This is a genomic window from Pseudomonas sp. GW821-FHT09C08, assembly GCF_059418125.1.
In genome coordinates, this window is the sequence record NZ_JBWKPG010000001.1 from 1,199,165 (window position 1) to 1,220,273 (window position 21,109).

Annotated in this window: 15 protein-coding genes and 1 pseudogene; 8 read left to right on the forward strand and 8 right to left on the reverse strand. The window is 62.9% G+C overall.

The window, feature by feature from the left end:
- The first annotated feature begins 19 nt into the window (after nucleotides 1-19).
- A complete protein-coding gene (locus AC07OJ_RS05065) occupies nucleotides 20-1,405 on the forward strand; it encodes a hypothetical protein (RefSeq protein WP_106803688.1) in 1,386 nt (461 codons plus the stop codon).
- 308 nt (nucleotides 1,406-1,713) lie between these two features.
- Nucleotides 1,714-2,577, forward strand: a complete 864-nt coding sequence (dapA, locus tag AC07OJ_RS05070; RefSeq protein ID WP_495094114.1) for a 4-hydroxy-tetrahydrodipicolinate synthase — start codon at nucleotides 1,714-1,716, stop codon at nucleotides 2,575-2,577.
- A gap of 309 nt (nucleotides 2,578-2,886) precedes the next feature.
- Here dapA and AC07OJ_RS05075 read toward each other — a convergent pair whose 3' ends face one another.
- Nucleotides 2,887-3,582 carry a GntR family transcriptional regulator gene (locus AC07OJ_RS05075; RefSeq protein WP_495094115.1) on the reverse strand — a complete coding sequence of 232 codons (696 nt, stop codon included), beginning with the start codon at nucleotides 3,580-3,582 and terminating at the stop codon, nucleotides 2,887-2,889.
- A 2-nt stretch (nucleotides 3,583-3,584) separates the two neighbouring features.
- A complete protein-coding gene (gene atzF / locus AC07OJ_RS05080; RefSeq protein WP_495094116.1) occupies nucleotides 3,585-5,381 on the reverse strand; it encodes an allophanate hydrolase in 1,797 nt (598 codons plus the stop codon).
- A 243-nt stretch (nucleotides 5,382-5,624) separates the two neighbouring features.
- Between atzF and AC07OJ_RS05085 the strand changes: the two genes are divergently transcribed.
- A complete protein-coding gene (locus tag AC07OJ_RS05085) occupies nucleotides 5,625-7,001 on the forward strand; it encodes a pyridoxal-phosphate dependent enzyme (protein WP_106803684.1) in 1,377 nt (458 codons plus the stop codon).
- Nucleotides 6,998-8,164 (forward strand): cystathionine gamma-synthase, encoded by a 1,167-nt coding sequence (locus tag AC07OJ_RS05090; protein WP_495094117.1) that lies wholly within the window; start codon nucleotides 6,998-7,000, stop codon nucleotides 8,162-8,164. The genes AC07OJ_RS05085 and AC07OJ_RS05090 overlap by 4 nt, the downstream gene beginning before the upstream one ends.
- Nucleotides 8,165-8,270: 106 nt before the next feature.
- Here the strand turns inward: AC07OJ_RS05090 and AC07OJ_RS05095 are convergent, their stop codons facing one another.
- Nucleotides 8,271-10,469, reverse strand: coding sequence for an OsmC domain/YcaO domain-containing protein (locus AC07OJ_RS05095; protein ID WP_495094118.1), 2,199 nt, complete (start codon nucleotides 10,467-10,469; stop codon nucleotides 8,271-8,273).
- A 163-nt stretch (nucleotides 10,470-10,632) separates the two neighbouring features.
- On the opposite strand from AC07OJ_RS05095, the pseudogene AC07OJ_RS05100 reads away from it, so the two are divergent.
- The 3 genes and pseudogenes from AC07OJ_RS05100 to AC07OJ_RS05110 form a co-directional block, all read left to right on the forward strand.
- A pseudogene (locus tag AC07OJ_RS05100) lies at nucleotides 10,633-10,899 on the forward strand (PAS domain-containing protein); the annotation flags it as partial.
- 264 nt (nucleotides 10,900-11,163) lie between these two features.
- Nucleotides 11,164-12,198: a methyl-accepting chemotaxis protein gene (locus AC07OJ_RS05105; protein ID WP_495005353.1), complete on the forward strand. Its 1,035-nt coding sequence runs from the start codon at nucleotides 11,164-11,166 to the stop codon at nucleotides 12,196-12,198.
- Between the two features lie 518 nt (nucleotides 12,199-12,716).
- A complete protein-coding gene (locus AC07OJ_RS05110) occupies nucleotides 12,717-13,337 on the forward strand; it encodes a LysE family translocator (protein WP_495094119.1) in 621 nt (206 codons plus the stop codon).
- A gap of 217 nt (nucleotides 13,338-13,554) precedes the next feature.
- Here AC07OJ_RS05110 and AC07OJ_RS05115 read toward each other — a convergent pair whose 3' ends face one another.
- From AC07OJ_RS05115 to AC07OJ_RS05125, 3 genes are all read right to left on the reverse strand, one after another.
- Nucleotides 13,555-14,943, reverse strand: coding sequence for an XAC2610-related protein (locus tag AC07OJ_RS05115; protein ID WP_495094120.1), 1,389 nt, complete (start codon nucleotides 14,941-14,943; stop codon nucleotides 13,555-13,557).
- Nucleotides 14,919-15,083: a hypothetical protein gene (locus tag AC07OJ_RS05120; protein WP_157955075.1), complete on the reverse strand. Its 165-nt coding sequence runs from the start codon at nucleotides 15,081-15,083 to the stop codon at nucleotides 14,919-14,921. Before AC07OJ_RS05120 ends, AC07OJ_RS05115 begins: the two co-directional genes overlap by 25 nt.
- Before the next feature lie 203 nt (nucleotides 15,084-15,286).
- A complete protein-coding gene (locus AC07OJ_RS05125; protein ID WP_495094121.1) occupies nucleotides 15,287-16,777 on the reverse strand; it encodes an FAD-dependent oxidoreductase in 1,491 nt (496 codons plus the stop codon).
- Nucleotides 16,778-16,826: 49 nt separating this feature from the next.
- Here AC07OJ_RS05125 and AC07OJ_RS05130 point away from each other — a divergent pair, with 49 nt between their 5' ends.
- Nucleotides 16,827-17,321 carry a MarR family transcriptional regulator gene (locus AC07OJ_RS05130; RefSeq protein ID WP_315421529.1) on the forward strand — a complete coding sequence of 165 codons (495 nt, stop codon included), beginning with the start codon at nucleotides 16,827-16,829 and terminating at the stop codon, nucleotides 17,319-17,321.
- A 378-nt stretch (nucleotides 17,322-17,699) separates the two neighbouring features.
- On the opposite strand, the gene nirD is transcribed toward AC07OJ_RS05130, so the two are convergent.
- Both nirD and nirB read right to left on the reverse strand, forming a co-directional pair.
- Nucleotides 17,700-18,062 carry a nitrite reductase small subunit NirD gene (gene nirD / locus AC07OJ_RS05135; protein ID WP_106803677.1) on the reverse strand — a complete coding sequence of 121 codons (363 nt, stop codon included), beginning with the start codon at nucleotides 18,060-18,062 and terminating at the stop codon, nucleotides 17,700-17,702.
- On the reverse strand, nucleotides 18,062-20,605 hold the full coding sequence (nirB, locus tag AC07OJ_RS05140; RefSeq protein ID WP_315421532.1) for a nitrite reductase large subunit NirB: 2,544 nt from the start codon (nucleotides 20,603-20,605) through the stop codon (nucleotides 18,062-18,064). The genes nirD and nirB overlap by 1 nt, the downstream gene beginning before the upstream one ends.
- Nucleotides 20,606-21,109 lie beyond the last annotated feature (504 nt).

Here is a 21,109-nt window from a genome sequence, read left to right on the forward strand (position 1 = left end):
TGGACTCAATGAGGCTCTTGTGCGCGTTTTAACTTCCCTATTGCTTGCCGGTGGCATTGCCACCTTGTCCGGTTGCGCCACCCAGGCCAACAGAGTCGACCAAATGTTCGCCGTTACCTTGGGCCAACCGCTGGTCGAGAACAGCATCGTGCGCGAAGGCGACCTGCTGAGTTTCGAAGTGCTGATGCCCGAATTCAAAACCGGCATGCGCCCTACCATGCAGTTCGAAGCCGCGTGCTCGTCGCCACAACTGTACCTGCTGTACATCGACGGCTCGCAGCGTGTCTATCCGCTGAAAGCCGGGCGCTACAGCAAAGCGCGCGAGCTGTCCGCCGACCTGTATGCAAAGTTGGCCGCCAACCCGACCTTCGTGCGTGCCTGTGCCGAGACGCCCAAGCCTGACTGGCGCCTGGTCAAGAGCGACGATCGCGATAACTGGGTGCTGATCGACGCCGCCAGCGTCAAGACCGTGCAGGGTGAAACCCGCTTCTGGGCGGCGTTCGATAACCCCACGGTACTCAACGACCTGCCCTACGACGCGCCGTACGCGCAAAAACGCGAGCACTTTGCGGTGTCCTGCGCAAACGGCACCTACAAGGAACTGGCCGGGTATGACCTGGACGCACGCAATCGTGTCAGCGACGGCCGCGTCGACAGCTTCCCGACGCCACGCGCGATGGCCGGCAGCAACGACGACTACGAGTTGCTGTTCAAGCATGTCTGCGCCACCCCAGAGAAAATCGCCGCGCTGCCGGTGTTCAAGCCGCGCCTGAAAGCGCCGGCCAACATCGCCTTGACCTCGGTGCAGCCACAAGTCCTCGCCGCGTTGGCGCCGTTCAAGCAGGACAAGCCGGCGCGCACCCTGAAGTACGTACACTTCACCGGCACCTCGACCATGAAAGGCAAGACCAGCAATTCGACCATCGAGCAGTTCATCAGCCAGGACGCGGCGAGCGGCCAGCAGGCGATCGCCCTGCGTGGCGATGGCTACGAGTCGCAGTCGGTGAGCTGGCGCAACCTGATCGAACTGGTGTCCAAGTCGACCTTCTCGAGCATGGCCGAAAGCTCGACGCTGACCCAGCTGAGCCTCACCGGTAACTGGAAGGAACTGCCGGTCGGCGACACGGTGGTCTACCAGATCAACCGCTCGACCCTCAACAGCTTGCTCGGCAGCTACAACAAGCAGCAGGTCACGCGCTGCGTGGTCGAGCGCGAATTGCCGGCGAGTGAACTCAATCCCAAGCTGCTGGGCAGCGCCAAGGCCTTGTCGTGCCGTACCGACGACGACAAGTACAACCGCGTCAACCACCTGTTCTACCTGACCGACTATGCGTATTTCCACGAGTCCAGCACGGACAAGAATGAGTTTTTCTACTCCGATTCGCGCATCGATCGATTCGAATAACAGCGCCGAATAAACATCGTTGACACACCCTGTAATATTCCATGAAGATGGAGGCCTTATTCAGGGTGTGTCAGTCAATGTCCGCAATGTCCTCCGTTAACCTTTCCGCCGTTGGCTTGATTGCCAAGGCGCAAGGTTGCGTTGCGCACGCCCTCAAATCGAAGAAACAGTCGCTCATGTGACCGGGGCGCGCTGTCCCGTCAGATGAGCTGACAGGACATTGAGCGCGACGGACTCCCTCCCCCTTTGCACAATTCCCCATGCCCTTCTGACGGTGACTCAAGCGGTCAATCATCAGGAGAAAATGCATGTCCTCGTTTCAAGGTATCTGGGTTCCCGTAGTCACGCCGTTCCACGACGGCGCCATCGATTTCATCGGCCTGCACCGGCTGGTCAACCACCTGCTGGAACAGCACGTAGCCGGAATCATGGTGTGTACCACCACCGGCGAAGCGGCGTCGCTGAGCCGTGCGGAACAACTGGCCGTGCTCGACGCGGTGTTGCAATGGGTGCCGGCGCACCGCGTGGTAATGGGCCTGGCGGGCAATAACCAGAGTGAACTGCTGCAGTTCCAGGGCGAGGTCCTCAAGCGCCCGGTGGCTGGCCTGCTGGTGCCCGCGCCGAGCTACATCCGCCCGTCCCAGGCCGGCCTTGAAGCGTTCTTTCGCACGGTGGCCGACGCGTCCAGCGCGCCGATCATTCTCTACGACATTCCCTACCGCACCGGCGTGACCTTCGAGCAGGCGACCTTGCTCAACATCGTCGCGCACGAACGCATCGTGGCGATCAAGGATTGCGGCGGCAACCTGGACACCACCCTGGCGCTACTGGCCAGTGGTGCGGTGGATGTGTTGTGCGGCGAGGATATCCAGATCTTCAATGCGCTGTGCCTGGGTGCCAGCGGTGCGATTGCGGCATCGGCGCATGTGCGTACCGCAGAGTTTGTGGCGCTGTGGCAGCAGGTACGTGATAACCAACTGACCGAGGCCCGGACGACGTTTTTGGAATTGGTGCCGTTGATCAACACGATGTTCATGGAGCCCAACCCGGCACCGGTGAAGGCAGCGCTGGCCCTTGAAGGTTTGATCAGCGACGAGCTGCGCGCCCCGATGCAACGGGCCAGCGAGGCGGTGGTGACACGGTTGCGCGAGCTTCCTGGAGTTCGCGCATAAGCGCTGATATACAGGCCTCTTGGTGCCAGGGCCCGCATTTTTCTGGTGAGCGGGCTTTTTTGTGGTGAGCGGGCTTGCCCCGCGTTGGGCTGCGCAGCAGCCCCAAAACCATCCACCGAGAATTGCCTGACACACCGCATCTGGCGGACTGGGGCTGCTTCGCAGCCCAACGCGGGGCAAGCCCGCTCGCCACAACAAGCGCGCTCACCACAAAAAAGCTTGCCTGCCACAAAAAGGCCTGCTTGCCACAACAAAGCCTGCTTGCCACACCCCCCCACTTGCCACAACAGCTCAGCCTGATTCAGAACCTCAACCCTGCCTCGCCATATGCAACCTGTGCAGCGTGATCTCGCGCACGGCCTGTTTACTCAGTTCAATATGACGCTTGAGCAGGTGCTGCGCCTGATCGGCCTGGCGTTGCAGGATGGCCGCGAGGATTTGCCCGTGCTCCTCGTACGTCGCCGCAATGCGTGACGCCTGGGTAAAGTCGAGCCGGCGGATGATGCGGATTTTTTCCGTAATGGCGTAATGCATACGCGCCATTTCGCCATTGCCCGTGGCGTGCACCAGGTCACAATGAAAACGCTCATCCAGCGCCGAGACGGCCTGGGTGTCCTGCAGACGCTCCCCGGCTTCTACCTGCCAGATCGCCTGCAAGGCCTGCAATACAGGGCTCGGTTCGTCCATCGCGCACAAGCGGCTGACCGCTGCCAGTTCCAGCACAATGCGCACGTCATACAGCTCTTCGAAATACGCGAAGTCGAACGGCTTGACCTGCCAGCCGCTGCGAAAATACACCTGCACGTACCCTTCCTTCTCCAGGCGATAAAGCGCCTGGCGCACCGGGGTACGGCTGGCCTGCATGCGCATAGCCACATCACCTTCGCTGAAGCGATCGCCCGGCAGCAGGCGGAACTCGAAAATATCCGCCTTGAGCTGCGCATAGACCTGTTCAGCCAGGCTGTCCGGTCGTGGCTTGGCGGTTGTCGTCGTCGCCAGTTGCATGCCTACCCCCGGCTCGCAATAAAGGCGCGCCAGCCGCCAAACTCGGTGATGTCGAGGGCGTCGGCCAGGGCCCAGGGCTCGCAGATAAAACCTTTGACGCTGCGCCCATCCGCCAGCAGCAGATTGCCGATCCCCAAGGGCGCCGGGATCTCGGCGACGAATTCACCGAAGCGCGCAATCGGCATATCCCACAGCTCGACAACAATCGCACGCCCGCTGTCTGCCTTGGCCAGCCCAGGCTTGGGTGGCACGGTGCCCGGCAGGGCATAGAGCCGATAGTTGTCGGCCGTCAGGGTCTGCTCCACCAGCACCGCGTTACGCGAGGTCAGCTGCACGTTCAGCGGCATGCCGGTCAGGTGCGCGCCCACTACCGCCACCCGCACGCTGCCAGGCGCCTGCAGCGCGGTGGCCGGCGCGGGCAAATAACGTTCGGTGGCGCCCAAGGGCAGGTCCAGGCTGGCCTGCCAGCGTTTGCCCAGGTGGGCCAAGGCCGTGTCGTGCCAGGCCGGTGCCAGCAAGGTGATGCCGCTGGGCAACCCATCGCTGCGCAGGCCCGCCGGGAGCGCCAGGGCCGACAGGTCGGCGAGATTGGTGAAGTTGGTGTAATAGCCGAACTGCGAGTTATAGCGCACCGGCTCCTGGGCCATTTCCGCCTGGGTGCGAAGGGTTGGCGACGTGGGCACCAGCAACGCGTCGAAACCCGCCAGCGTGTCGTTGATGCGCCGGCTCAGCTCGGCCCGCAAGTACTCAGCCTTGTAGGCGTCGCACGCGCTGTACTGGCGGCCACTCTCGACAATGCCGCGCACCACCGGGTTGATCGCCTCCGGTTGCTGCTCAAGCATGCGTTCCAGGGCGACGGTACGCTCGGCGACCCACGGGCCGAAATACAACTGGTCCGCGAGGGCCTTGAACGCGCTGAAGTCCACCGGGGTGATCACCGCGCCCAGTGCCTTGAAGCCTTGCACCGCGTGCTCAAACACCGCCTGGTTAAGGGTATCGCCAAAAAACTCCAGGCTCGCCGGAATCGCCAGCTTGATCGCCGCCCCCACCGCGACTGGTGCGGTATGCGGGTCCACACGCGAATAGGCGTCGCTGGCATCGTAGCCCTCAGCAACGCGCATCACGCTTTCGGCGCATTCGACGGTCAACGCAAACACCGAGATGCAATCCACGGTGCGGCACGCCGGCACCAGCCCGGTATTGGACAGGCGGCCCTTGGTCGGTTTCAACCCGACGATATTGTTGAACCCCGCCGGCACGCGCCCGGAGCCTGCGGTGTCGGTGCCCAGGGAAAACGCCACCAGCCCACGCGCCACCACCGACGCCGAGCCTGAGCTGGAGCCTCCGCTGACGTAATCCGCGTCAAAGCTATTGCCCACCGCGCCGTAGGGCGAGCGTGTGCCCACCAGGCCCGTGGCGAACTGATCGAGGTTGGTCTTGCCCATCAGGATCGCGCCGGCTTCGCGCAGCCGTTGGACTACAGATGCATCCTGCGCCGCCGTGTAGGCAAATTCGGGACAGGCCGCCGTGGTCTCCCAGCCGGCCGCATCGATATTGTCCTTGATTGCGAATGGCACGCCATACAGCGCCAGCTGGGTGACATCACCGTCCACCGCCGCCAGGCGCGCGCTCAACTGCGCCAGTTGTTCGGTCAGCTGCGCCGGGGTCGCACGGGCGATCCAGGCGTTGTCGTCGCCGGGGTACTCAGCGGCGAGGGTCAGCAGAATATCCGGGGTGATGCTGCCGCTACGGTAGCCGTCAAGCCACTCGCCGAGGGTCCAGCCAAACGCGTTGTGCATGGGAAACTCCATCTTGTATCCAAGTTTGGATAAGTGGAAGCAAACCCCAGGCCAACCTCGAAACCCAATGAATGCGCGGGCATGCACTCAAACCCTGCCCGCTGATAGCGCACCCACCCATCGCCCATGCGCCAAAAAAAGACATTCAGCGGACCGCGCGGTTGCGACCCGCCCGATACCGGCCTATGTTCCAAGCCATGCCGTGCATTTTGCTGTCCATCCCATTCGCAATCAGGTGAAGACATGCCCACGCTTTCCCGCCCCGCCGTCCTCGAGCTGATCGGCAATACGCCGCTGGTTCGGGTCAGCCGTTTCGATACCGGCCCCTGCACACTCTTTCTCAAACTTGAATCACAGAACCCCGGTGGCTCCATCAAGGACCGCATCGGCCTGGCCATGATCGACGCCGCCGAACGCGACGGCCGCCTGCGCGAAGGTGGCACCATTATCGAAGCCACCGCCGGCAACACTGGCCTGGGCCTGGCGTTGGTCGGCCGGGCGAAGGGCTATCGGGTGGTGCTGGTGGTGCCCGACAAGATGTCCACGGAAAAGGTGCTGCACCTCAAGGCCATGGGCGCCGAAGTGCATATCACCCGCTCCGACGTGGGCAAGGGCCACCCCGAGTACTACCAGGACGTGGCCGCGCGCCTGGCCAAGGATATTCCCGGCTCATTCTTTGCCGACCAGTTCAACAACCCGGCCAACCCCCTGGCCCACGAAACCAGCACCGCGCCGGAAATCTGGGCGCAGACCCAACATGATGTCGACGCAATCGTGGTGGGCGTCGGCTCGGCCGGCACCCTCACCGGCCTGACCCGCTTCTTCAAGCGCGTCCAACCGGAACTGGAAATGGTCCTGGCCGACCCGGTGGGCTCGGTGATGGCCGAATACAGCCGCAGCGGCCAGCTGGAAACTCCCGGTTCCTGGGCCGTGGAAGGCATCGGCGAAGACTTCATCCCCTCGATTGCCGACCTCTCCAGCGTGCGCCACGCCTACTCCATCAGCGATGAAGAAAGCTTCGACCACGCGCGCCAACTGCTCAAGGCCGAGGGCATTCTCGGCGGTTCCTCCACCGGCACCCTGCTCGCCGCCGCCCTGCGCTATTGCCGCGAACAGACCGAACCCAAGCGCGTGGTGACCTTTGTGTGCGACACCGGCACGCGCTACCTGTCGAAGGTCTACAACGACCAGTGGATGAACGACGCCGGCTTGTTGCAATACAAACACTACGGCGACCTGCGCGACCTGATCGCGCGGCGCTTCGAAGATGGCCGCGTGATCAGCGTGAGCCCCGACGACACCCTGCTCACCGCCTTCCAGCGCATGCGCCTGGCGGATGTCTCGCAACTGCCGGTACTGGTCGACGGCCAGACCCTGGTCGGCGTCATCGACGAGTCCGACATCCTGCTCGGCCTGCATCACGACGCGGCAGATTTTTCCATGGTCGTCGCCAGCGCCATGACCGATCACCTGCAGACCCTGGCCCCCAGCGCCAGCCTCGCCGAACTGCAGGCGGAACTGGATCGCGGCCTGGTCGCCATAATCGCCGACGCCTCGGGCTTCCACGGCCTGATCACGCGCGTCGACCTGCTTAACCACCTGCGGAGATCCCTTGTATGAGTCAGCCCGATAAAAGTGCATTTGCCACCCGCGTGATCCACGCCGGGCAATCACCCGACCCGACCACGGGCGCGCTGATGCCACCGATCTACGCCAACTCCACCTACCTGCAAGACAGCCCCGGCGTACACAAGGGCTTCGACTATGGCCGCTCCCACAACCCCACGCGCTTTGCCCTGGAACGCTGCGTCGCCGACCTCGAAGGCGGCAGCCAGGCGTTTGCCTTTGCGTCCGGGCTGGCGGCGATTTCCACCGTGCTGGAACTGCTCGACGCCGGCGCTCATATCGTCTCCGGCAATGACTTGTACGGCGGTACCTTCCGTTTATTCGACAAAGTGCGCCAACGCAGCGCCGGGCACCGCTTCAGCTTTGTCGACCTGAGTGACCTGTCGGCTTTCGAAGCCTCGTTGCAGGACGACACGCGCATGGTCTGGGTCGAAACCCCGAGCAACCCGCTGCTGAGCCTCACCGACCTCAGCGCGATCGCACGTATCTGCCGCGACCGCGACATCATCTGCGTGGCCGACAACACCTTCGCCAGCCCGTGGATCCAGCGTCCGCTGGAGCTGGGCTTTGATGTGGTGGTGCACTCCACCACCAAGTACCTCAATGGCCACTCCGACGTGATCGGCGGCATCGCCATCGTCGGCGACAACCCCGCGCTCGCCGAACGCCTGGGCTTCCTGCAGAACTCAGTCGGCGCCATCGCCGGCCCCTTCGACGCCTTCCTGACCCTGCGCGGCGTGAAAACCCTGGCGCTGCGCATGGAACGCCATTGCAGCAACGCCTTCGACCTCGCCACCTGGCTGGAACAGCAACCGCAAGTGGCGCGGGTGTACTATCCGGGCCTCACGTCCCACCCCCAGCATGAACTGGCGCGCAAACAGATGCGTGGGTTTGGCGGGATGATCTCGGTGGACCTCAACAGCGACCTGGCCGGCGCCACGCGCTTCCTGGAGAACGTCAAGATCTTCGCCCTGGCCGAAAGCCTCGGCGGCGTGGAGAGCCTGATCGAGCACCCGGCGATCATGACTCACGCCAGCATCCCCGCCGCCACGCGCGCGCAGTTGGGGATCGGCGATGGGTTGGTACGGTTGTCAGTGGGGGTCGAGGATGTGGAGGATTTGCGCGCCGACCTGGCCCAGGCGTTGGCGCAGATCTAACCGAAGAAACGAGCCTTTGTGGGAGCTTGGCCGGCGATGCAGACACCGCGGTGCACCAGGTGCTTCGCGGTGATGCAATCGCCGGCCAAGCTCCCACATAAGTCCATCAGCTTGACGTTACATTGGCCCGTGCGCTGTGCAGTTTCTTGTAGCTGTCGATCAGGCGCAGATGCCGGTCCAGCCCTTCCAGCTTCATACTGGTGGGCGTCAGCCCGTAGAAGCGCACGCTGCCCTCGACCGAGCCGATCACCGCGTCCATCCGCTCATTGCCAAACATGCGGCGGAAGTTGGCCTCGTAGTCCGCCAGCTCCAGGTCTTCGTCCAGTTCCATCTCCAGCACCGCGTTCACTGCCTGGTAGAACAGCCCGCGTTCGACGGTGTTGTCGTTGTACTGCAGGAACATCTCCACGCACTCCTTGGCCTCTTCGTACTGCTTGAGGGCGAGGTAGATCAGCAGCTTCAGCTCCAGGATGGTCAACTGGCCCCACGCGGTGTTGTCGTCGAACTCGATGCCGATCAAGGTGGTGATGTCGGTGTAGTCGTCCAGCTCGCTTTCCACCAGGCGCTCGGCCAGTGCCTGCAGCGCCTCGTCGTCGAGGCTGTGCAGGTTGAGGATATCGGCGCGGAAAAACAGCGCCTTGTTGGTGTTGTCCCAGATCAGGTCATCCACCGGGTAGATTTCCGAGTAGTCCGGCACCAGGATGCGGCAGGCCGTGGCGCCGAGGTGTTCGTACACGGCCATGTAGGACTCTTTGCCCATACCTTCCAGAATGCCGAACAGCGTCGCGGCTTCTTCGGCGTTGGAGTTTTCCCCCTGGCCGGAGAAGTCCCACTCGACGAATTCGTAGTCCGACTGGGCACTGAAGAAGCGCCACGAGACCACGCCGCTGGAGTCGATGAAGTGCTCGACGAAGTTGTTCGGCTCGGTCACTGCGTGGCCTTCGAAAGTCGGCTGGGGCAGATCGTTCAAGCCTTCGAAACTGCGGCCCTGGAGCAGCTCGGTGAGGCTGCGCTCCAGCGCGACTTCCAGGCTCGGGTGTGCGCCGAACGAGGCGAATACGCCGCCGGTGCGCGGGTTCATCAGGGTCACGCACATCACCGGGAATTCACCGCCCAGGGACGCGTCCTTGACCAGTACGGGGAAGCCCTGGGCTTCCAGGCCCTGGATACCGGCGAGGATGCTCGGGTATTTGGCCAGCACCTCGGCCGGTACATCCGGCAGGGCGAATTCACCTTCGATGATTTCGCGTTTCACCGCGCGCTCGAAGATCTCCGACAGGCACTGCACCTGGGCTTCGGCCAGGGTGTTGCCGGCGCTCATGCCGTTGCTGAGGTAGAGGTTTTCGATCAGGTTGGAGGGGAAGTACACCACTCCGCCGTCCGACTGACGCACGAAGGGCAGCGAAACGATGCCGCGTTCTTCATTGCCGGAGTTGGTGTCGTACAGGTGCGAGCCGCGCAACTCGCCGTCGCGGTTGTAGATCTTCAGGCAGTAGGCATCGAGGATTTCGCTCGGCAGCTCATCCTTGCGACCCGGCTGGAACCAGCGTTCGTCCGGGTAATGCACGAATGGCGCGTTGGCCAGCTCTTCGCCCCAGAACTGGTCGTTGTAGAAGAAGTTGCAGTTGAGCCGCTCGATGAATTCGCCCAGCGCCGAGGCCAGTGCGCCCTCTTTGGTCGCGCCCTTGCCATTGGTGAAGCACATCGGCGAATGCGCATCGCGGATATGCAGCGACCAAACGTTGGGCACGATATTGCGCCACGACGCGATCTCGATCTTCATCCCCAGGCCGGCGAGGATCGCCGACATGTTGGCGATGGTCTGCTCCAGCGGCAGGTCCTTGCCGGCGATATAGGTGCCGGCTTCGGTGCCCACGCCAGGCATCAACAACGCCTGGGCGTCGGCGTCGAGGTTGTCGACTTCTTCGATCACAAACTCGGGACCGGCCTGCACGACTTTCTTCACGGTGCAACGGTCGATGGAACGCAGGATGCCCTGGCGATCTTTGTCGGAAATATCGGCGGGTAATTCAACCTGGATCTTGAAGATCTGGTTATAGCGGTTTTCCGGGTCGACGATGTTGTTCTGCGACAGGCGAATATTGTCAGTGGGGATATTGCGCGTCTGGCAATACAACTTCACGAAGTACGCCGCGCACAATGCCGATGACGCCAGGAAGTAATCGAAAGGCCCCGGCGCCGAGCCATCGCCCTTGTAGCGAATAGGCTGGTCGGCAATGACCGTGAAATCATCGAACTTGGCTTCAAGTCGGAGATTGTCGAGAAAGTTGACCTTGATTTCCATGCGGGCACACCAGAATAACGGGCTATATAAAAATGGCCGCCATTATGAAGTGTTTCACCGGGAAGTTTCAGGCTTTTGACCAGTGGCTGGCGAATTGTCGAATGTGCATTAACCTTTTGGCAGTTGGCGCCGATGGACTGAGTGCAACCAGGGAGTAGTCGGAATGCGCAACAACCAGCCTGTTACACAACGCGAGATTTCACTCGCGTCTTCGCAAAAACTCATCTCCGCCACCGATGTCCGGGGTGTGATCACTTACTGCAACGATGCCTTTGTCGCCATCAGCGGATTCAACCGCGCCGACCTGATCGGCGCGCCGCAAAACATCGTGCGTCACCCCGATGTCCCCCCCGCCGTGTTCGCGCACATGTGGAGCGCGCTCAAGCAAGGCCTGCCCTGGATGGGCATCGTCAAGAACCGTGCGAAAAATGGCGACCATTATTGGGTCAACGCCTATGTCACCCCCATCTTCGAAGGTGCCAATGTGGTGGGTTTCGAGTCGGTGCGGGTCAAACCCAGCGCCGATGAAATCCGTCGCGCCGAGGCGCTGTACCGGCGTATCAGCCAAGGCAAGCCAGGCGTGCCGCGCCAGGATGCGTGGCTGCCGGCGGCCTTGAGCTGCGTGCCCTATGTGGCGACCGCCGTTGCCGGCAGCGTTGCCGGGTTGTTCCTCAGTGCACCGCTGGCCCTCGCAGTGGCCGTGGCGGTCGCAGTGCCGGTGGGTGTGCTGTGCTCGCGCGTTCGCCAGGGCAGCACCTTGCGCCTGCTGGCGGGTGTCGAGCCGTCGACCTCGGATGCCTTGATCGCGCAGATGTACAGTGACGCACGCGGGCCTCAAGCCCGTTTGGAAACCGCGTTTCTCAGCCAGACTGCACGCCTGAAGACGTGCCTGACCCGCCTGCAGGACAGCGCCGAACAGCTCAGCGCCCTCGCCGGCCAATCCGATCAATTGGCCACGGCCAGCTCCAACGGCCTGGACCGTCAACGCGTCGAAACCGAGCAGGTCTCGGCCGCCGTCAACCAGATGGCCGCGACCACCCAGGAAGTCGCCAGCCACGTGCAACGCACCGCCGATGCCACCCAGCAAGCCAACGTGCTGACCGGGCGTGGCCGCGAAGTGGCGCGCGATACCCGCGAAGCCATCGAGCGCCTGTCTGCCGTGGTCGGCGAGACGGGCGTCACCGTGGCGCAGTTGGCCAAGGACAGTGACGAAATCGGCAGCGTGGTGGATGTGATCAAGGGCATCGCCGACCAAACCAACCTGCTCGCGCTCAACGCCGCGATCGAGGCCGCGCGCGCCGGCGACATGGGCCGTGGTTTCGCGGTGGTGGCCGACGAAGTACGCCAGTTGGCCCAGCGCACCACGCAATCAACCACCCAGATCCACGCGCTGATCACTCAGTTGCAGGCATCTTCCAACAATGCCGTGCAAAGCATGCAACACGGCCAGCGCCAGGCCGAGGAAGGCGTGGCCTGGGTGCTGGAAGCGGACCAGGCACTGGTGGGCATCAGCGAAGCGGTGTCGCATATCACCGACATGACCACCCAGATCGCCGCCGCGACCGAGGAACAAAGCGCGGTCGCCGAGGAGATCAGCCGCAACATCACCACCATCGCCGAACTGGCCGACCAGACCTCGATCCAAGCCCATCAATCCACGGACCTGAGCAAGGAACTGACCCATACCGCGTCCACCCAATACGCCTTGGTTGAACGCTTCAACCGCTGACTGCGATGGGGACAGCGGGCTTCCTGTGGCATAGGATATTCCTGTGACATAGGAAGCCCTGGGCAAAGGACCCTCCTATGGCAAAGGGGCCCCTGTGGCAAAGGTTCTTCCTATGGCAAAGGGGCCCTCTGTGGTAAAGAACCTTCCTGTGGCAGAGGCGCCCTCTGTGGTAAAGGACCTTCCTGTGGCAGAGGCGCCCCCTGTGGCAAAGGACCTTCCTGTGGCAAAGGCGCCCTCTGTGGTAAAGGCCCCTCCTGTGGCAAAGGCGCCCCCTGTGGCGAGCGGGCTTGTCGAATCGTCGCACCGCCCGCGTTGGGCTGCGCAGCAGCCCCAATACCCTCGCCTGACATTGCACATTCTGCTTGATTACGGCCCCTGCGCAGCCCAACTCGAGCAGTGCAACGACTCGACAAGCCCCCCACCCCAGCAGCGCTATCCCCCAGAAGCTACCCACGCCTTTGCGACCTGGACCTGCTTGAGGTAACGTCCACCCACGCGCCCTCATGAAGCCCCTCGCCATGTCCATTGCCGATAACCTCATCGCCTTTACCTTAGCCGCCACCCTGCTGACGCTCACGCCCGGGCTCGACACCGCACTGGTGCTGCGGACCGCCACGGTAGAAGGCAAACGCCAGGCGCTGCAGGCCACCCTGGGGATCAACGCCGGTTGCCTGCTGTGGGGCGCGGCGGTGGCCTTCGGCCTGGGCGCGTTGATTGCGGTGTCCGAGGTGGCATTCAACCTGCTCAAATACTGTGGCGCGGCCTACCTGGCCTGGCTGGGCTTGAACATGCTGCTGCGTCCACGTCGCTCACTGGCGCCGGCTTCGCCCGAAGCGAAACCCGGCGGCAACTGGTTTATCAAGGGCATGCTGGGGAATGTGCTGAACCCCAAGGTGGGAATTTTCTACGTGTCCTTCCTGCCGCAATTCATTCCGCAAGGGCATTCGCTGATCGCCTGGACATTCGGCCTGGTGAGCATCCACGTGGTGCTCGGGCTGCTGTGGTCGCTGGTGCTGATCGGCGCCACGCAGCAACTGTCCGGCTTTCTGCGCCGCGAGCAAGTCATCCAGTGGATGGACCGCACCACCGGCGTGATCTTCGTGTTGTTTGCCGCGCGGCTGGCGTTCAGCAGGCGCTGAGCCATTCGCTCTCCGAACCACGCGTAACGCCAACATGACTGAATTCTCCGGGTGAGACAAAGCCCCCCCTTGTGGGAGCCGTCGAGCCCTGGCGAGGCCGCGAAAGCGGTGTGCCAGGCACTAAATTCATTGGCAATGCCACCGCCTTCGCGGCCTCGCTGGGGCTCGACGGCTCCCACATTTGATCTTTGGGGCGGCGGATTATGGGGGGGGTAATTCAAGGCTGCTTGCGGTAATAACCGGTCAGGTAATCCGGGCTGTCCGGCGCTGAGTTGTGCTCGATTACCGCGAAGTTTTTCACCAATTGAATGTGGTACGGACCTGCACGGCGAGTCGCCAGCGGTTCCGGCACGATGATGAGATTTTCGGTTTCCATCGGCACGCGGTGGTGGGCGGTGACGATGACTTTTGAGGTGCCGGTGTCTTTGAGCGTCACGGTGAACTCCGCGACTTCGCGCCCCTGGGCATCGCGCTCGGGCAGGATTTTCAAGTCCAGGTCGCCGTCACGGTCCAGGAAATCATCACGCATCTGGTAGTGACCGTCGCGCTGGTCGCGGGCGACTTCATCGAATTTATCGTAATCCGGTTGCTGGTACTCATCGTGCAACTGGATGGCCAGTTCGCGCGTGTCGCCCTTCGCACCACTGACCCAGGTACCGGTGTAATCACGGGTGATGCGCCAGATGCCGGTCTGATGGCCGTCATCGGTGTATTCATGCAGGTAGAAGAAGGGTTCACCAGCATACTCACCGCGGTCACCCACCAGCTTGATCGGCTGGCCGCTGCCACTTTTGGTGTAGCGCAGTTCGCCGATCAAGACCGCGCCCTGTTGCTGGTACCAGATTTCCACCGGAATCTTGCCATCGAGCGTGCCGACCAGTCGCTGCGCGTCCTCGTTGACCGGCCCCTCAAGCCTGGGTGTTTCCAGCCACTGGCCATCCTTCCATTCGCCGGTGGTGCGCAGCATGTAGCCGCTGGGCATGCTGGTATTTTCATTGCTGTCTGTGGCCGGCACTTCTTCCTGGGTGTAGAAGCTCAGCCGGACCAATTGGTCGCCCTGCATCTGCCAGCGACTGGCGCGCATCCAGCAACAACCGCGGTCGGTTTGCGAATGGATAACGCCATCCGTGGGATTGATCGAAAACATCCCGCCGGAGGTCTCGTTCGCCAGGTCGGTCAAGGGTTGGTTCAAGACCCATTGCACCTGTTGCGGGTCTTGCAGGTACACATCGTAATTGAATTGAAAATCTTCAGCGGCGCCGCTGCCATTGCGGATAGCCAGGTCCTGACGACCATCACCGTTGATATCGGCGAAATACAACAGCCCGTACTCGCCCACCAGATGGTCCGCGTCGGTTTTGCCGTGGCGATCCAGCGGCACATTGCCGGCGGGCGTTTGCAACTGCTGGAGAATCGCGAGCGTCGCTCTGTCGCGCACGGTGATCAAGGCTGGTGCCAACGTTTGCAGGTCCTGCGGGACCTCGGGGAACAGCACTTCGACCAGGAACTTGCCACTGGGCTCATTGACCGAGAACGATCGGGGTTCGGCCATGGCGGCGGTGGCCAGGGCCAGAAAGAGGATTACGCCGGCGAAGTACGCACGCATCCTGAGCATCCTTGCTGAAATTGGGGGGCGGCAGTGTAGCGGTTGTTTTCAAACAAATCGCGGTTTGAACGCACACCAAGATCGGGCTTGGGGTTGATGCCATTGCGGGCTTGTTCCAGGCGCTCGGTGATGAGCGCCATAAAGTGTCCTTGATTTGGCTGAAGCGGGTTGCATCTTGATCCTTCGGCACGGGCGATATCTTCGTTGCCTGACCCGCCGCCTTCGCGGCCTCGCCAGGGCTCGACGGCTCCCACAGGAGGGGATCGGGGCGTTTGCTCGTACTCGTTCAATGCCCACGACAATCCGTGTAGCGCCAGCGAGGCTGCGATGGCGGTGGCGCTGTCTAGAGCAAGACCCGCTGAAGGTAACCCTCAAGAACGTCAACCTGCGCGGATGAAACAATCGCGGCGATATACCCGTCAGGGCGCACCAGCACCCAGTCACCGAGCGCCAGTTCATAAGCGCGCTGAAAGTGCCCCTGCGCATCGATCATGTCGCCTTGCAGGCCGAACCGATGGATATGCAGCCCCGGCCGCGCGGCCACCGAGCCGCGTTTTACTCCGTACCCGAGCAATGTCCAATGCGTGCCCTGGAAGAGGTTGAACAGTCGCAACGATTGGCCTGCCGCCCCCCGGATCGGTGCATCCGGTGCCCGGTCGCCGGCGCGCAGGCTGGCAGTACGTGTCGGCTGCACCAGGGCCAGCGAGGACTGCGGGTAGCCGATATCCAGCTGGTGCACTTCCCTGCCCCGGCGCAAGTCGCCGTTGGCCATCGCGCCCAGCAATTGGGTGGCCAGGCCGAGTACGGACGCGGCGACGGGACGGCGTTCTGCCTCGTAGCTGTCGAGCAGATCATCGGACGCGCCGTGAGCCGCCGCGGCGAGTTTCCAGCCGAGGTTGTAGGCGTCCTGCACGCTGGTATTGAGGCCCTGGCCGCCGGTAGGTGGATGGATATGGGCGGCGTCGCCCACCAGCAACACACGGCCGACGCGGTAGTGGTCGGCCAGGCGCGCATTCATGCTGTAGGCCGATGCCCATGACACGCAATGCACCTCAATATCCTCACGCCCGGTGCGCTGGGCGATGAGCGCCGTCAGCCCTTCTGCACTCATGTCGACATCAACCTCCAGAGGAATCGGGCCCTGGATCTGGAACAGATCGGTGCCGGCCAACGGGCATATCGCGACTTGTCGCTGTACATCGCCCTCGCCAAAACGGTGCCAATGGTCACGCGACAGCCCGGTGAGCACCACGTCCGCCACCAGCGCGCGTACGCCCAGCGTCTTGCCAGGGAAGCCAATCTGCAGCGCATGCCGCACAAAACTGCGACCGCCATCGGCGCCCACCAGCCAGCGCGCGCGAACGGTGTCGGCGCCCGTCGGCCCCATCACCTGCGCGGTGACGCCGTCATCGTCTTGAACAAAGTCCAGCAGTTCACAGCCGAATTCAGGCCGATGCCCCAGCTCCAACAGACGCTCGCGCAGCACTTGCTCAGTCAGAAATTGCGGCACCATCAGCGGCTGTTGATAAGGCTCGGCCGGTGTCGCAGGATGCTGCGCGATAGAATTGCCGTCACTGAAGCTGCCATCGTCGCGGTAGCGCCGTTCAGTCGGATAGACTCCCCCCATTGCCACCAGGCGGTCGAGACCCCCCAGGTCTTCGAAGACTTCCTGTGACCTTGGCTGGATGCCCTTGCCGCGCGAGCCATGGAACGGCTGTGGGCTCTTCTCGATCAGACGGAAGGTGATGCCCCGTCTGGCCAAGTCGATCGCGAGGGTCAAGCCGGCAGCACCGGCACCGCAAATCAGTACATCGACAGCGCATCGCTCGTTCATACGGGCCACCTATATGTGCAATACGCACATATTAAGAGGGAGAAGCACAGTGTCAATTAAAAATGTGCAAAGCGCACATATATCCGCCCAACTGCGCGACCTGCATGGATCGCTGGTGGAAATCGTCGGCGTGATGAATCGCCCGCAACGCGACGAGGCGATGGTGCGCGAAGCCGGGATTTCCCTGGATCGCGCGCTGTTTCCGCTGCTGGTGCTGGTGGAGCGGCTGGGCCCGATTGGCGTGGTTGAACTGGCCGATCGTGTTGGCCGCGACTACACCACCGTAAGCCGGCAGGTGGCGAAACTGGAAAGCCTCGGCCTGATCCTGCGCCAGGAAAGTGCAGCGGACCGCCGCGTGCGTGAGTCGGTGATTACCGACAAGGGCAAGGCCATGACGGACCGTGTCGATGAGGCGCGGGAGAGGATCGGCCAGTCGATCTTCTCGACCTGGGACGAGGGTGATTTCGACAACCTCGTGCGGCTGATGCGCAAGTTTGCCGAGGACATCAAGGACGATTCAGTGCGGGCGACGAAGGGGATGTAGTGAAGCCATGCACTGCGCTCTGGTGAGCCAGGCTGAGTTGTTGAGGCAAGCGGGCATCCTATGGTGAGCGGGATTGTTGTGGCGAGCGGGCTTGCCCCGCGTTGGGCTGCGCAGCAGCCCCAAACCCAACCCCTCGGTTTACCTGAAACAGCGCAGTGATCTTGAGAGGGGCCGCTGCGCGCCCCAACGCGGGGCAAGCCCGCTCACCACAACAGGATCGCTAGCCACAACAGGCCCGCTAGCCACAGGAAGCCACTCACCACAACAAGCCCACTAGCCACTGGAAGCCCACTCAACACACCAAGCCCCACTAGCCAAAGGAAGCCCACTCACCACAACAAACCCGCCAGCACATAGGCACAACCGCCCCGCGCGCTATCAATCCACCGCCAACTCCACCACCCCGCCGTTCAACCGCACCGGCCATACCCGCAATCGCTGCTCCGGCGCCTCAAGGCATTGACCGTCCTGCAGCCGATAATGCTGCTTGTAGATCGGCGCAGCCACCACCAGCTGGCCCTTGATGCTGCCGACCAGGCCGCGGCCGATGACGTTCGCGCCGGACTGCGGGTCATGGTTGTCGATGGCGTACAGCGTCTGGTCCGGCGCCTGCGGCAGGTAGAACAGCGCCACCTGCACGCCGTCGACCCATACCACCACGCCGGAATTGCTCACCAGGTCTTGTTCGGTACACACGCGTTTCCAGCTGGCCAGGTGTCGCTGGCTGTTGGGCTGGCTCATCAGGCAATCTCCTCGGTGACGGCAATCAGGTTGAGTTCGGCGGCCATGATCGGCCGGCGCTGGCCGCGTTCCTGCACAAAGTGAATGTCCGGGTCGGCGCGCTTGTCGTTGACGAACGTGCGGAAGCGCTTGAGTTTCTCCGGGTCCTTGAGGGCGTTGGCCCACTCGCATTCGTAGCGGTCGACCACCCGTTGCATCTGCGCTTCAAGTTCCGCGCCGAGGCCCAGGCTGTCGTGCACGATCACGTCCTTGAGGAACTCCAACCCGCCCTCCAGGCTTTCGCGCCACACCGAGGTGCGTTGCAGCTTGTCGGCGGTGCGGATGTAGAACATCAGGAAGCGGTCGATGTACTGGATCAGCGTGGCGTCATCGAGGTCGGTGGCGAACAGTTCCGCATGGCGTGGGCGCATGCCCCCGTTGCCGGCGATATACAGGTTCCAGCCCTTCTCGGTGGCGATCACGCCGACGTCCTTGCTCTGCGCTTCGGCGCACTCGCGGGTGCAGCCCGACACCGCGAATTTGAGCTTGTGCGGCGAGCGCAGGCCCTTGTAGCGGTCTTCGATGAGCAGCGCCATTTTCACGCTGTCCTGCACACCGTAGCGGCACCAGGTGCTGCCCACGCAGGATTTCACCGTACGCGTGGACTTTCCATATGCATGCCCGGTTTCGAAGCCGGCAGCGATCAGCTCGGCCCAGATGTCCGGCAGCTCATGCAGTTGCGCGCCGAACAGGTCGATGCGCTGGCCGCCGGTGATCTTGGTGTAGAGGTCGTATTTCTTCGCGACCTCGCCGATCACGATCAGCTTGTCGGCGGTGATCTCACCGCCCGGAATACGCGGGACCACCGAGTAGGTGCCGTTCTTCTGCATGTTGGCCATGAACGTGTCGTTGGTGTCCTGCAGCGGCACCAGGGACGGGTCCATGATCGGCTGGTTCCAGCAGGAGGCGAGGATCGAACCCACCGCCGGCTTGCACACATCGCAGCCGGTGTGGCCACGCCCATGCTTGGCGAGCAGCTCCTCGAAGGTGCTCAGCCCCTCCACCCGCACCAGCGCATACAGCGCCTGCCGGGTGTGGGCAAAGTGTTCGCACAGGCTTTTATCGACACTGACGCCACGCGCGATCAGCTCATGCTCGAACACCTGCTTGAGCAACCCGGCGCAGCCGCCACAACCGGTACACGCCTTGGTCTGGGACTTGAGCACGCCGAGGTCGCTGCAGCCACCGTCGATGGCCGAGCAGATCGCGCCTTTGGTGACGTTGTGGCACGAACACACCGTGGCCGATTCCGGCAACGCGCCAGGGCCGAGTGTCGGTGCGCCGCTGGACGACGGCAGGATCAGGCTCGCCGGTTCCGCCGGCAACGCGATGCGGTTCTGCAGATATTGCAGCAAGGTGTCGTAGTAGCTGTTGTCACCGACCAGCACCGCGCCGATCACGTGCTTGCCGCTCGCATCCACCACCAGGCGACGGTAGCTGGCGCTCGCCTCGTCGATAAACTGGTAGCTGCGCGCGCCGGGCGTGTGGGCATGCGCATCGCCTATGGAACCGACGTCGACGCCAAGCAATTTGAGCTTGGTCGACATATCGGCGCCCACGAAAGGCTCGGCGGCCTCCCCGCTCAACAATGCGGCCACGCCACGCGCCATCTGATAGCCCGGCGCGACCAGGCCGAACAGGCTGCCGTTCCAGGACGCACACTCGCCAATCGCGTAGATGTTCGGGTCGCAGCTCAGGCATTCGTCGTTGATCACCACCCCGCCGCGCGGGCCGATCTCCAGCCCGGCCTGGCGGGCCAGTGCGTCCTGGGCGCGGATACCGGCGGAGAACACGATCAGGTCGGTTTCCAGATACGCCTCATTGGCGAAGTTCATGCGGTAGCGGTACTGCTCGCCCGCACTGATCGATTGAGTGGCGCGCGACAAATGCACACCGACGCCGAGGCGCTCGATCTGAGCCTTCAGCGCCAGGCCGCCAAAATCATCCAGCTGCACCGGCATCAGGCGCGGCGCGAACTCCACCACATGGGCTTCCAGGCCCAGGCTCTTCAAGGCGTTGGCGGCTTCCAGGCCCAACAGGCCGCCGCCGACCACCACGCCGCGCCGTGCATTGGCTGCCGCCGCGCGAATGGCGTCGAGGTCTTCAAGGGTACGGTAGACCAGCCGCGAATCGCCTTCGGCGCCTTCAATCGGCGGCACAAACGGGTAGGAACCGGTAGCGAGCACCAACTTGTCGTACGCCACGCAACCATTGGCGGTGATGACCTCGCAACGGGCGCGGTCGATTTCCAGCACCGGCACGCCGAGGTGCAGGGTAACGCCCGGCGTCTGGTACAGCGACGCCTCGGACAGCGCCAGCGACTCGGCATCGCGGCCGGTGAAGTATTCGGAAAGGTGTACGCGGTCATAGGCACGCATCGGCTCTTCGCTGAACACGTGCAACCGATAATGCGCCAGCGCGCCGCGCTCGATCAGTTGCTCCACACAGTGGTGGCCGACCATGCCATTGCCGACGACGATCAGGGTTTTCATCTGTTTATTCATTCCAAGCACCCGGCAACGTTCATCACGGTTTTAAAAGCAAAAAAAAACGCCTGAAACCTTGCGGTTCCAGGCGTCTTTGCCTGTTCTTCTGCGGGATCGGATCGGCGACTGCGCCGGCTCTGCCGCGATTGCCCCTGGTGTCGATCGTCGTTGACCGAGATGGGTTGAGGATGAACTTGCAGGCGGCGTGCCAACCCGCCCAGGTGCCCGTAGCAGCCACACCCGGCGCCTCCTCTGCCCCTCCAATACGCCGAATCCCGCCTCCAACTGGTGCGCCCTGCTTCATAACTGCGCACTGGAGCATTTGTGTGGCGAGGGTCCTGGCTCTCGTTGGCGTGGGTAGCGCACCGAGGATTTTGGCGCCGCTGCGCAGCCCGGCGGGAGCCAGCGCCCTCGCCACGACACGTGAGCCCGCCTGCGTTCAAACCTGGCGCGTGACTTGCTAGGAACCCCACATACAGCAGTCAACGCTGACTGCCCAATCACGACAAAGGCGCCGTGCAA

Coding starts and splice junctions, on each gene's coding strand:
- AC07OJ_RS05095 (WP_495094118.1), bottom strand. CDS start 10,469: ATGGAAATCAAGGTCAACTTTCTCGACAATCTCCGACTTGAAGCCAAG.
- AC07OJ_RS05090 (WP_495094117.1), top strand. CDS start 6,998: ATGAGTCAGCCCGATAAAAGTGCATTTGCCACCCGCGTGATCCACGCC.
- AC07OJ_RS05110 (WP_495094119.1), top strand. CDS start 12,717: ATGTCCATTGCCGATAACCTCATCGCCTTTACCTTAGCCGCCACCCTG.
- nirB (WP_315421532.1), bottom strand. CDS start 20,605: ATGAATAAACAGATGAAAACCCTGATCGTCGTCGGCAATGGCATGGTC.
- dapA (WP_495094114.1), top strand. CDS start 1,714: ATGTCCTCGTTTCAAGGTATCTGGGTTCCCGTAGTCACGCCGTTCCAC.
- atzF (WP_495094116.1), bottom strand. CDS start 5,381: ATGCACAACGCGTTTGGCTGGACCCTCGGCGAGTGGCTTGACGGCTAC.
- AC07OJ_RS05125 (WP_495094121.1), bottom strand. CDS start 16,777: ATGAACGAGCGATGCGCTGTCGATGTACTGATTTGCGGTGCCGGTGCT.
- AC07OJ_RS05115 (WP_495094120.1), bottom strand. CDS start 14,943: ATGCGTGCGTACTTCGCCGGCGTAATCCTCTTTCTGGCCCTGGCCACC.
- AC07OJ_RS05075 (WP_495094115.1), bottom strand. CDS start 3,582: ATGCAACTGGCGACGACGACAACCGCCAAGCCACGACCGGACAGCCTG.
- nirD (WP_106803677.1), bottom strand. CDS start 18,062: ATGAGCCAGCCCAACAGCCAGCGACACCTGGCCAGCTGGAAACGCGTG.
- AC07OJ_RS05120 (WP_157955075.1), bottom strand. CDS start 15,083: ATGGCGCTCATCACCGAGCGCCTGGAACAAGCCCGCAATGGCATCAAC.
- AC07OJ_RS05085 (WP_106803684.1), top strand. CDS start 5,625: ATGCCCACGCTTTCCCGCCCCGCCGTCCTCGAGCTGATCGGCAATACG.